General features: G+C 43.6%; 13 protein-coding genes and 2 pseudogenes. 3 read left to right on the top strand and 12 right to left on the bottom strand.

Features of this window, described 5'->3' with window-relative positions; genetic code table 11:
- Both PSF67_RS12445 and PSF67_RS12440 read left to right on the top strand, forming a co-directional pair.
- Nucleotides 1–534, top strand: a 534-nt coding sequence (locus PSF67_RS12445) for a TnsD family Tn7-like transposition protein (protein WP_272677011.1), incomplete at its 5' end; no start/stop codon positions are given.
- Nucleotides 535–2,151 carry a Tn7-like element transposition protein TnsE gene (locus PSF67_RS12440; protein WP_000251879.1) on the top strand — a complete coding sequence of 539 codons (1,617 nt, stop codon included), beginning with the start codon at nucleotides 535–537 and terminating at the stop codon, nucleotides 2,149–2,151.
- 55 nt (nucleotides 2,152–2,206) lie between these two features.
- Here PSF67_RS12440 and PSF67_RS12435 read toward each other — a convergent pair.
- From PSF67_RS12435 to dfrA1, 8 genes and pseudogenes are all read right to left on the bottom strand, one after another.
- Nucleotides 2,207–2,359 (bottom strand): annotated as a pseudogene (locus tag PSF67_RS12435) (IS256 family transposase); the annotation flags it as partial.
- Between the two features lie 22 nt (nucleotides 2,360–2,381).
- On the bottom strand, nucleotides 2,382–2,759 hold the full coding sequence (locus tag PSF67_RS12430; RefSeq protein ID WP_001271300.1) for a hypothetical protein: 378 nt from the start codon (nucleotides 2,757–2,759) through the stop codon (nucleotides 2,382–2,384).
- A 409-nt stretch (nucleotides 2,760–3,168) separates the two neighbouring features.
- Nucleotides 3,169–3,309, bottom strand: coding sequence for a hypothetical protein (locus PSF67_RS22095; protein ID WP_425326962.1), 141 nt, complete (start codon nucleotides 3,307–3,309; stop codon nucleotides 3,169–3,171).
- A 291-nt stretch (nucleotides 3,310–3,600) separates the two neighbouring features.
- Nucleotides 3,601–4,098: a hypothetical protein gene (locus PSF67_RS12420; protein ID WP_001444089.1), complete on the bottom strand. Its 498-nt coding sequence runs from the start codon at nucleotides 4,096–4,098 to the stop codon at nucleotides 3,601–3,603.
- A gap of 68 nt (nucleotides 4,099–4,166) precedes the next feature.
- Nucleotides 4,167–4,691 carry a streptothricin N-acetyltransferase Sat2 gene (gene sat2, locus PSF67_RS12415; RefSeq protein ID WP_000704156.1) on the bottom strand — a complete coding sequence of 175 codons (525 nt, stop codon included), beginning with the start codon at nucleotides 4,689–4,691 and terminating at the stop codon, nucleotides 4,167–4,169.
- A gap of 84 nt (nucleotides 4,692–4,775) precedes the next feature.
- Nucleotides 4,776–5,036, bottom strand: coding sequence for a hypothetical protein (locus PSF67_RS12410; RefSeq protein WP_182488291.1), 261 nt, complete (start codon nucleotides 5,034–5,036; stop codon nucleotides 4,776–4,778).
- A gap of 110 nt (nucleotides 5,037–5,146) precedes the next feature.
- On the bottom strand, nucleotides 5,147–5,479 hold the full coding sequence (locus PSF67_RS12405; RefSeq protein ID WP_182488290.1) for a hypothetical protein: 333 nt from the start codon (nucleotides 5,477–5,479) through the stop codon (nucleotides 5,147–5,149).
- 107 nt (nucleotides 5,480–5,586) lie between these two features.
- Nucleotides 5,587–6,060: a trimethoprim-resistant dihydrofolate reductase DfrA1 gene (gene dfrA1, locus PSF67_RS12400; RefSeq protein WP_000777554.1), complete on the bottom strand. Its 474-nt coding sequence runs from the start codon at nucleotides 6,058–6,060 to the stop codon at nucleotides 5,587–5,589.
- A 331-nt stretch (nucleotides 6,061–6,391) separates the two neighbouring features.
- On the opposite strand from dfrA1, the pseudogene intI2 reads away from it, so the two are divergent.
- Nucleotides 6,392–7,369: pseudogene (gene intI2 / locus PSF67_RS12395) on the top strand (class 2 integron integrase IntI2).
- Between the two features lie 187 nt (nucleotides 7,370–7,556).
- On the opposite strand, the gene PSF67_RS12390 reads toward intI2, so the two are convergent.
- The 4 genes from PSF67_RS12390 to PSF67_RS12375 form a co-directional block, all read right to left on the bottom strand.
- Nucleotides 7,557–7,796, bottom strand: coding sequence for a BrxA family protein (locus tag PSF67_RS12390; RefSeq protein WP_001353740.1), 240 nt, complete (start codon nucleotides 7,794–7,796; stop codon nucleotides 7,557–7,559).
- A 565-nt stretch (nucleotides 7,797–8,361) separates the two neighbouring features.
- Complete coding sequence (locus PSF67_RS12385) at nucleotides 8,362–9,336, bottom strand: sugar phosphate isomerase/epimerase family protein (RefSeq protein WP_166267210.1); 975 nt, start codon at nucleotides 9,334–9,336, stop codon at nucleotides 8,362–8,364.
- Between the two features lie 22 nt (nucleotides 9,337–9,358).
- Nucleotides 9,359–10,612: an MFS transporter gene (locus tag PSF67_RS12380; protein ID WP_125893818.1), complete on the bottom strand. Its 1,254-nt coding sequence runs from the start codon at nucleotides 10,610–10,612 to the stop codon at nucleotides 9,359–9,361.
- A 29-nt stretch (nucleotides 10,613–10,641) separates the two neighbouring features.
- Nucleotides 10,642–11,019, bottom strand: coding sequence for a RidA family protein (locus tag PSF67_RS12375; RefSeq protein WP_166267208.1), 378 nt, complete (start codon nucleotides 11,017–11,019; stop codon nucleotides 10,642–10,644).
- Nucleotides 11,020–11,137: the final 118 nt, after the last annotated feature.

Raw genomic sequence — 11,137 nt, 5'->3', positions numbered from 1 at the left:
ACTGTTAAGCATAAAGACTGGCAGCAACTAGTGCATAAATACCAAGGAATTAAGGCGGCAAGACAGTCTTTAGAGGGTGGGGTGCTATACGCTTGGCTTTACCGACATGACAGGGATTGGCTAGTTCACTGGAATCAACAGCATCAACAAGAGCGTCTGGCACCCGCCCCTAGAGTTGATTGGAACCAAAGAGATCGAATTGCTGTACGACAACTATTAAGAATCATAAAGCGTCTAGATAGTAGCCTTGATCACCCAAGAGCGACATCGAGCTGGCTGTTAAAGCAAACTCCTAACGGAACCTCTCTTGCAAAAAATCTACAGAAACTGCCTTTGGTAGCGCTTTGCTTAAAGCGTTACTCAGAGAGTGTGGAAGATTATCAAATTAGACGGATTAGCCAAGCTTTTATTAAGCTTAAACAGGAAGATGTTGAGCTTAGGCGCTGGCGATTATTAAGAAGTGCAACGTTATCTAAAGAGCGGATAACTGAGGAAGCACAAAGATTCTTGGAAATGGTTTATGGGGAAGAGTGAGTGGTTAGGCTAGCTACATTTAATGACAATGTGCAGGTTGTACATATTGGTCATTTATTCCGTAACTCGGGTCATAAGGAGTGGCGTATTTTTGTTTGGTTTAATCCAATGCAAGAACGGAAATGGACTCGATTTACTCATTTGCCTTTATTAAGTCGAGCTAAGGTGGTTAACAGTACAACAAAGCAAATAAATAAGGCGGATCGTGTGATTGAGTTTGAAGCATCGGATCTTCAACGAGCCAAAATAATCGATTTTCCTAATCTCTCGTCCTTTGCTTCCGTACGCAACAAGGATGGAGCGCAGAGTTCATTTATTTACGAAGCTGAAACACCATATAGCAAGACTCGTTATCACATCCCACAGTTAGAGCTAGCTCGGTCATTATTTTTAATTAACTCCTATTTCTGTCGAAGCTGTTTGAGCAGTACCGCTTTACAGCAAGAGTTCGACGTTCAGTATGAGGTTGAGCGAGATCATTTAGAGATAAGGATCTTACCCAGTTCATCGTTTCCTAAAGGGGCGTTAGAGCAGTCGGCCGTAGTGCAGCTTTTGGTTTGGTTGTTTTCGGATCAAGATGTTATGGATTCGTATGAAAGTATTTTTAGGCACTATCAACAAAATAGAGAAATTAAGAACGGCGTTGAAAGCTGGTGCTTTAGCTTTGACCCTCCGCCCATGCAGGGTTGGAAATTACATGTAAAAGGACGTTCTTCTAACGAGGATAAGGATTATTTAGTTGAGGAAATAGTAGGTTTAGAAATCAACGCTATGCTTCCTAGCACAACAGCTATTAGCCATGCCTCTTTTCAGGAAAAGGAGGCAGGTGATGGTAGTACGCAGCACATAGCGGTTTCAACAGAGTCAGTTGTTGATGATGAGCATCTACAGTTGGACGATGAGGAAACAGCCAATATAGACACAGACACACGAGTCATAGAGGCTGAGCCGACATGGATAAGTTTTAGTAGACCTAGTCGAATTGAAAAATCTCGCAGGGCAAGAAAAAGTAGCCAAACTATTTTAGAAAAAGAAGAAGCAACAACAAGTGAAAATAGTAATTTGGTTAGTACTGATGAGCCACACTTAGGTGGTGTCCTAGCAGCGGCAGATGTGGGTGGGAAGCAGGATGCAACCAATTACAACTCTATTTTTGCTAATCGATTTGCTGCTTTTGATGAGCTACTTTCAATTCTAAAAACTAAATTTGCATGTCGGGTGCTTTTTGAAGAAACCTTGGTTTTGCCAAAAGTTGGGCGTAGCCGATTACATCTGTGTAAAGATGGCTCACCAAGAGTGATTAAAGCCGTTGGGGTGCAACGTAATGGCAGTGAATTTGTATTGCTAGAGGTGGATGCATCGGATGGGGTGAAAATGCTTTCTACCAAAGTGTTGAGTGGCGTTGATAGCGAAACATGGCGGAATGATTTTGAAAAGATACGGCGTGGAGTGGTGAAGAGCTCATTGAATTGGCCAAATAGTTTGTTTGATCAATTATATGGACAAGACGGGCATAGAGGGGTGAATCATCCAAAGGGGTTGGGGGAGCTGCAAGTATCGAGAGAGGATATGGAAGGGTGGGCTGAGAGAGTGGTTAGAGAGCAATTTACGCATTAAAGGAATGACTGAAAGAGCCTGTAAACCCTTTTGTGTAAGTGCTTTTGCCGGTCAGTTAAAGGTGGCCATTTAAACGGTCACCAAATTCGATCATAAAACGGTTCATGGCCGGCTTCCAGTTGCGGATCGGCATCGTCCATTTCTTGGTCGCCGCCTGGATAGCCAGGTACACCACCTTCATCGCTGATTCGTCCGTAGGGAACACCTTGAGTTCATATTAATGGAATTTTCTACAAATAGCCTCCGTGGTTTTGAGGGGGGATTACAGACGATCCATAGTAGTAATCCAATGAGTTCTTGAGCGCGGCGACATGTTTGGACGCCTTGGCAAAAATTAGAGCCTGCTTGAAGTGCAGGCGAGCACGTGCTTGGACGATTGATCCATTCGCGGTCAAAAACTCAATCTTGGATGACAGCGTGTCAGGAAATCCAATATCGAAGTCCCGCCCCGTGTCAAAGTAGGGCATTTCATGATCAAAGGACGAAGCTTCCCAGGCCACTTCCCTAATATTCCAGCCGCTAGAAACAAGATTTCGTACGACTTCATCAACTTTTTTGCTTTCCAACTTGTCACAAAGTGCATAGGCAAGAGCTTTGGCGGCAGACACGTGCGTTTCCTCTTAAACATAGGTCGAACGGATACCCGAGGCAAAGCGGAGCATTAGTCCCAAAGCATCTCCGGTAGATCCGGAGGCTCCATACTGAAGGCATGGCATCTTGGGCATTGATATTTGAAACTTCTCTCTAGATAGCAGGGATTTCTTGGCCTTGCCTCATGCTGATAGCTTGTAAATATCACACGATCCTTAGCCCCACAAAGTGAGCATACTCCGTAGCTTTCATTTATAGAAATCGTCGTTAGATTGTCGCAGCATGTGCACGTTCCGACTATTTGCTCAGGAAGCATCGCCATACCTTGGCCTAGGTAAAGAAGATCAGACTCGTAGCCACATCGGTGGCAACTGAGCTTGTACGCAATGCCCATCTGGTTGTCTCACCTGAATCGTAACGTCAGAGCTATTCATCCATCCATTCGGCATCAATGTATGCCACTAAGCCGACCAGCTGACCGTTTGGACTGAAGTATGTTGCCTGCACCCCACTTGACATCTCATCAATACCACCGCACTGCGCTAGGCGCCGGTCCCACTTGCCCACAGAAGCGTCAGGATCGGCTGAGTTCCCCAAGACCCTTGTGAGCCATGCCTCCTTTAACTCAACCTCTCGAATGATTGCGTCGGCCAGCTCCTCCGCGTTATCTAGTTCGACATAGTCTGGAATTCGGACGTACGTTCTGAACACAGCTGGATACTTACTTGGGCGATTGTCATACATGACATCAACAATGTACCCGTTTGTGTAACCGTCTCTTGGAGGTTCGTATGACACTAGTGGTTCCCCTCAGCTTGCGACTAGATGTTGAGGCCTAACATTTTATTAGAGAGCAGGCTAGTTGCTTAGATACATGATCTTCAGGCCGTTATCTGTCAGGGCAAGCGAAAATTGGCCATTTATGACGACCAATGCCCCGCAGAAGCTCCCATCTTTGCCGCCATAGACGCCGCGCCCCCCTTTTGGGGTGTAGAACATCCTTTTGCCAGATGTGGAAAAGAAGTTCGTTGTCCCATTGTTGGCAATGACGTAGTAGCCGGCGAAAGTGCGAGACCCATTTGCGCTATATATAAGCCTACGATTTCCGTTGCGACTATTGTCGTAATTGGATGAACTATTATCGTAGTTGCTCTCAGAGTTGTCGTAATTTGATGGACTATTGTCGTAATTGCTTATGGAGTTGTCGTAGTTGCTTGGAGAAATGTCGTAGTTGGATGGGGAGTAGTCATAGGGAAGACGAGCTTCATCCACTAAAACAATTGGCAGGTCAGCAAGTGCCTGCCCCGATGCCATCGCAAGTACGAGGCTTAGAACCACCTTCAACAGATCGCGCATAGTCTTCCCCAGCTCTCTAACTCCTGAATTAAGCCGCGCCGCGAAGCGGTGTCGGCTTGAATGAATTGTTAGGCGTCATCCTGTGCTCCCGAGAACCAGTACCAGTACATCGCTGTTTCGTTCGAGACTTGAGGTCTAGTTTTATACGTGAACAGGTCAATGCCGCCGAGAGTAAAGCCACATTTTGCGTACAAATTGCAGGCAGGTACATTGTTCGTTTGTGTCTCTAATCGTATGCCAAGGAGCTGTCTGCTTAGTGCCCACTTTTTCGCAAATTCGATGAGACTGTGCGCGACTCCTTTGCCTCGGTGCGTGTGCGACACAACAATGTGTTCGATAGAGGCTAGATCGTTCCATGTTGAGTTGAGTTCAATCTTCCCGACAAGCTCTTGGTCGATGAATGCGCCATAGCAAGCAGAGTCTTCATCAGAGTCATCATCCGAGATGTAATCCTTCCGGTAGGGGCTCACACTTCTGGTAGATAGTTCAAAGCCTTGGTCGGATAGGTGCACATCGAACACTTCACGAACAATGAAATGGTTCTCAGCATCCAATGTTTCCGCCACCTGCTCAGGGATCACCGAAATCTTCATATGACGCCTAACGCAGAGCTTTGCGGCAATTTTGTAGCCGCGAAGCGGTGGAGAAATTGTCCGACAATAGCGAATTGTTAGGTCCTAATGCATCAGCCATAGCGACCATTTTGGGTGATAATTAAAGAGCTTTTTCGCGGCCTGTTCGATGAGATCAGTATTGCCGGTCTCGATGTATTGGCGCATTAAAAGGCCAATTTCATGCTCTTTCAAATGTTCAGGTAAAGCCTGATAGTGCCGCTCACCCCCGGGGAAGCCCAAGCCCGCGAGGCCAGCTTTCAGCTCGGCAAAATCCATTCTCGATAACCCTAGGTCAGCCGCCGCATATTCAAATATATCTTGCATTCCGCCGCCTTTATCCAGACCTCTATCAGACATTTTGAAAACTAACGCTGAAAATCAGCGGCGGTACGCCGTCCGCGGCATTGACTTGTTGTGCTCATGGTAATTGTGCGTCATAGCCCGCTCATTTTCATTGCGACAGCAACCGGACGCGATAGATCGAAGTAGAACTTGTGCTCGGAACCATCCGGAGCAGTGACGCAGATCATTTTGATTAGCTTTTCAGAGTTGTCTGGGGATTTAAGCGTAAACTCGATTCCCCGTTCGGAACCTTCCCCGCACCTTTCCGAAATAAACCCGTCGATGAGCGCTTGAGCCATCCCCATGCTCGCGCAGTTGACTATTGCCGGAGAACGATCTGTCAGCCCGTCGCCGCCGTAAATTGGTGGCTTATTGTCATACTGCGGTTTGCTTTTGCCGCCAAACAATCGCGAAATGATGCCCATGCCTTTGTTCTCCTGAGAGCCTAACGCCTGGCACAGCGGATCGCAAACCTGGCGCGGCTTTTGGCACAAAAGGCGTGACAGGTTTGCGAATCCGTTGCTGCCACTTGTTAACCCTTTTGCCAGATTTGGTAACTATAATTTATGTTAGAGGCGAAGTCTTGGGTAAAAACTGGCCTAAAATTGCTGGGGATTTCAGGAAAGTAAACATCACCTTCCGGCTCGATGTCTATTGTAGATATATGTAGTGTATCTACTTGATCGATCAGGCTTTTGTATATCTCCCCACCACCTGAAACAATGACATGATCCGTTATTTTCTTTAGGTTGGTTAAAGCATCTTTAATTGATGGAAAGATCAATACGTTCTCATTGTCAGATGTAAAACTTGAACGTGTTACGACCGCATACTTTCGGTTGGGTAATGCTCCCATTGATTCAAAAGTCTTGCGTCCAACCAACAGCCATTGGTTATAGGTAATAGCTTTAAACAGGAGCTGTTCACCTTTGGCACTCCATGGAATATCAGGGCCATTCCCGATAACTCCATTCTTCGATATAGCTACCATTAGTGATAGTTTCACAATTCTTCCTCAGAGGTTAACATTTTATTAGTAAGCATGCTCGTTTTGTCACCCGCTGATGCTTACCGTTAATTAATATAATCACTTGTATTAAATAGACTTTCTTTAAAAATACAAGACACTCTGTTATTACAAATCGTGCATGCCGTCTATCCTGCTTGCACGATGCACATTATCTCACCCAAAGAACTCATAACATTTTAATTTATTTAGCATTAAATTAAAACTCTACCGGTAAACAAGCATCTCTAGGCGTAAAAAACAGGCACTTTTTTAAATCCCAGCTAGAATAGGCTGTATAGGCAGACAGTTGCAAGACAAGGAGCGTTTTATGTCTAACAGTCCATTTTTAAATTCTATACGCACGGATATGCGACAAAAAGGTTATGCGCTGAAAACTGAAAAAACTTACCTGCACTGGATTAAGCGTTTTATTCTGTTTCACAAAAAACGTCATCCTCAGACCATGGGCAGTGAAGAGGTCAGGCTGTTTTTATCCAGCTTAGCAAACAGCAGACATGTAGCCATAAACACGCAGAAAATCGCTTTAAATGCCCTAGCTTTTTTGTACAACAGGTTTTTACAACAGCCGTTGGGCGATATTGATTATATCCCTGCAAGCAAGCCTAGACGGCTACCCTCTGTTATCTCTGCAAATGAAGTGCAACGCATTTTGCAGGTTATGGATACTCGCAACCAAGTTATTTTTACGCTGCTGTATGGTGCAGGTTTGCGCATTAATGAATGCTTGCGTTTGCGGGTTAAAGATTTTGATTTTGATAATGGCTGCATCACTGTGCATGACGGTAAGGGTGGGAAAAGCAGAAACAGCCTACTGCCCACGCGCCTAATCCCAGCAATAAAATAACTCATTGAGCAAGCGCGGCTTATTCAGCAAGACGACAACTTACAAGGCGTAGGGCCATCGCTGCCTTTTGCTTTAGATCACAAATACCCTTCTGCTTATCGACAAGCGGCGTGGATGTTTGTCTTTCCCTCCAGCACGCTCTGCAACCACCCGTATAACGGCAAATTATGCCGCCATCATCTGCATGACTCCGTTGCGCGAAAGGCATTGAAGGCAGCCGTACAAAAAGCAGGCATCGTTAGCAAGCGTGTCACTTGTCATACATTTCGTCACTCGTTTGCTACGCATCTATTACAAGCGGGGCGTGATATTCGCACTGTGCAAGAACTCTTAGGGCATAACGATGTTAAGACCACGCAAATCTATACGCATGTGTTGGGTCAGCATTTTGCCGGCACCACCAGTCCTGCGGATGGACTGATGCTACTTATCAATCAGTAAAAGTAGATAAATATCTTTATGTAGCCCTGAGTAGCCCCTGATACTTTTTATGGTGAAAAAGATAAACAATCATAGAGGGGATAAATATGAGCCAGTTCTACCATTGTTCAGATAAGTTTAAGCAAGATACTGTCAATCACAGTGACCATTCATGGTCATTACACTTCCTCCAGTTGCCAGACAATGCCTAACATAAAAACGCAAAAGCCCAAAAGTCAGAGCTTAGGTGTTCTAGGCGTTTTCTAAGCGCTGAAGAAATACGTCTTACCGTAGATTGCGTGCGTTTCTGAAGCACATTTTCCTTATACATGGCTTTATCCCAGGCAGCTTCATCAAGCTCTTGGAGTAACAAGCCAGTAATAATGCGACACTCTCGGGTTTGTAGCGAGCCGCTGGTGAGATCGGAGTTATAGCGGAAAGGGGTCATTTGTAATTATTTGTGGGTGGAGGATAGTTAACTTATTATTGTAGTTGGAAGAGGCTGCTTTCCAAACATTAGCACCTCGTAATGCTTGTTACTGTATATTAATTTATGCTCTTAGCGCATGTTAATGGGCTATTACAATGCATAATGTCCACATCAAGATAACTGTGGCTTAACACCTGTACAAGCGAAAAAAATCAATCACCTGTCCGGAAATACGGGATCACTGTAAAGTGTTGGTGAGGCAGTCTAGGAGGGGGATTTAATTTGGGATACTGATGAAAGGATTATGATCAGTTGGATATAGGATCGTACTAAGCTGAGCGGCAGGTTAGCTAGATTAGTTAACCAGATAAGTGAAATCTAGTTCCAAACTATTTTGTCATTTTTAATTTTCGTATTAGCTTACGACGCTACACCCAGTTCCCATCTATTTTGTCACTCTTCCCTAAATAATCCTTAAAAACTCCATTTCCACCCCTCCCAGTTCCCAACTATTTTGTCCGCCCACATGATGACCGGTACAACAGACGCTGCTGTACCGGTTTTTTATTGAGTCATGGGGTCGTTATTTATTGAGGACTGCGAGTGCTTCTTGCTTTAGCTGATTCGCGATATTCTGCACAAATTTAAGCTGGTTCATAGCGTCGTTGAATTCTTTTTCTAAACGCTCATCGAGCCCTTCTGTTGGCATTGGCGTTTCACTTGCGCCACGATATGGGATCCATGGGTTATCCCCTTCATCATCAAAGCGAAAAGCAGGTGCGTAATAGTCAACTTCTTCTTCTAAGCCAAAGGATATGACTTGTGGTTTTTCATCACCCAAGCAAATTAGTTTTTTAACTAATTCTTTGAAAGGTACTTCGCCTTCACCTGAAAGGCTCGCTTTGTGACCAAATCCTTTTCCTTCAGGAAGGCGAACGGCATCTTTCATATGGACCTGAGTGATATTGCCTTTCATTTTATCAAAAGCTTCTAACGGTAGTTCATTAGCATTGAACATATTGCCGAAATCAAACAGCAATGAAAAATTAGGGAAATCAGCGTCTTCGACTAATTGATTAAGTTCATGGCTTTTTAGATCTTCATGTTGCTCGATAACAAACTTCAGGCCCGTGTGCTCATGAGTTTCTTTGATATACTGGATATCAGCTTTGACTTTCTTAAGTACATCTTGAAGATTCCCTTCGTAGCGAGGGTAAAAGCGAATAGAGCTAGCACGTGTTTTTAGTGCAATGTGTACGGCTTCATCAATTGCATTGGCGGCAGAAGAACTCGTTTCAATTTTTAAGTCGAGGTTATATTCCTTTGCTTTTTGTCCAAAAGCCTCTAGTTGTGCATCACTCATGGTTTTTAGGGCTTTAGTTTCACCATCTTCAACATGAATCTTAGCGCCTGTTAAATGATGCTTTTTCGCTATTTCTAATAAGTCATCGGGTAAAATACGCTCTTTTCTCATATTTAAATGGAAGGCATAAGCGTGGAGGTACAGTGGCATTGAATCAATACGATCAATAATTTTTTGTGCTTCGATGTTATTCATTTTTTCACCTGTAATGTCAATTCTATTCATTTTCTGTTGCTGCATTGATTTCGCGTTGTTTTATACGTTTAGTTAAAATTTTAGCGGTCACGAAACCTAACAAGCTAAACATGATCATCATGCCAAAAACAAAGTTATAGCCAGTTATACCAGGGTAGTTATCTAGGAAAGAGCCATAAATCGCGTAAGCAAACATCGCAGGCATATAACCAAGAATACAAGCAAATGCCATTGCAGAACCTGCATACTCACGTTTAGTCCCAATTTCTTCCATCGGGGCGAAGAAAATAGCTCTCTGGCTAAAAATAATAGCTCCGAAGCCTAATGTTGCCGCCATACCGAGATAAACATTCATATTTTCATGAGGTAACATCATGAATAAACCCATTGCGACGGCAGATAATAAGCAGGTGAACTGTAAGAACTTAGTAGGTGATTTAAATACTTTGTCCGATAAGAAACCACCAATAGGGCCTCCTACCATTTTTAGAGCATATTGGTTGATGATCCCGTAGGCACCCACTAATGCAATGGGTAACGCATAGATATCTTTCAAGAATGGGATGAAGTAAGTTAATCCACAATATGATGCATAGATAAAGAAAATAGTCATCGATGCAAGCCATAAGTTAGGACATTTAATGACACTTTTTATCCCTTCAATAACTTGCTTATTTGCCTCTGATGAATTGTCTGCAACTTTTTTGTCATCATCGCTAACGATGAAATAAGTGATAACCCCAATAACCACGGTCACAATGGTGTAGAACATTAACCCAGCTTGCATACCTTCTTTGCCTTCACCGAACAGGACAAAGACATACAATGCACCGGAAGCAATAATTACGTCTACAATACCGCGTCCAGCCTCAAGGAAACCAAATAGGCGGCCTTGTTCTTTTTTATCACCGAGTAAGCGCACGGCTTTAAGTAGTACTGGCCAATAAATAACATCTGCAAACAATGCCATGACGGCAAAGGATATGAGATAACCGGTAAATGGCGGAAGAGTGGATAAGTACGCACCACAAAGCCCAACCCCAATTAACCCTACGGGTAGAAGGATTTTTTTCGAGAATCTATCTGCAATATATAGTGATGAGAATAGACCAATGGTTTGAACAATAGTGTAAACCGTAAAACCAAAGCCAATTTGGGCATTTGTTAGTCCCCAATCTTGCTGCATAGGAACGTAAAAAACATCTTTCATACTGGATAATTTAAAAATAGTACCAGCACCAAGAATGAGAAAACTGAGTCTTATCCACTTATTCATAAATCCGCCTTAATTATTATATTTAGCGTTTATTGCTTCAAAACGATCGCTTCAACTTCTATTAATACGTCTTTTGGAAGGCGAGAAACTTCTACACAGGAACGAGCGGGGTAGATACCTTCAGAGAAATAGGATTGATAGACACCATTAAAGGTAACGAAATTATTCATATCACTGATGAAGCAGGTGGTTTTGACCACGTCATCCATAGAATATCCCGCGGCTTCAACAACGGCTTTTAGGTTTTTCATGACTTGATTTGTTTGTGTGGTGATGTCGGCACCAACGACAGAGCCATCTTCATGATGGAAAGGGCAGCAGCCCGAGATATAAACGCTATTGCCAACTTTTCGGGCTTGGGAATAAGGGCCGATGGCTTTAGGGGCATTTTCAGTTGAAATAATCATTATTGGTTCCTTTGGTTGTTATCTTGACGCTGATGATTAAATCACAATCATATTTTCCCTTCCGTGATTATTGTCAATTTTTTGACTAAGTATAAAAAAATTATACTAAGGTGTGTTT

The organism is Providencia sp. PROV076 (genome assembly GCF_028483405.1).
GTDB lineage: Bacteria > Pseudomonadota > Gammaproteobacteria > Enterobacterales > Enterobacteriaceae > Providencia > Providencia huaxiensis.
This window is presented reverse-complemented; position numbering and strand designations above follow the sequence as displayed.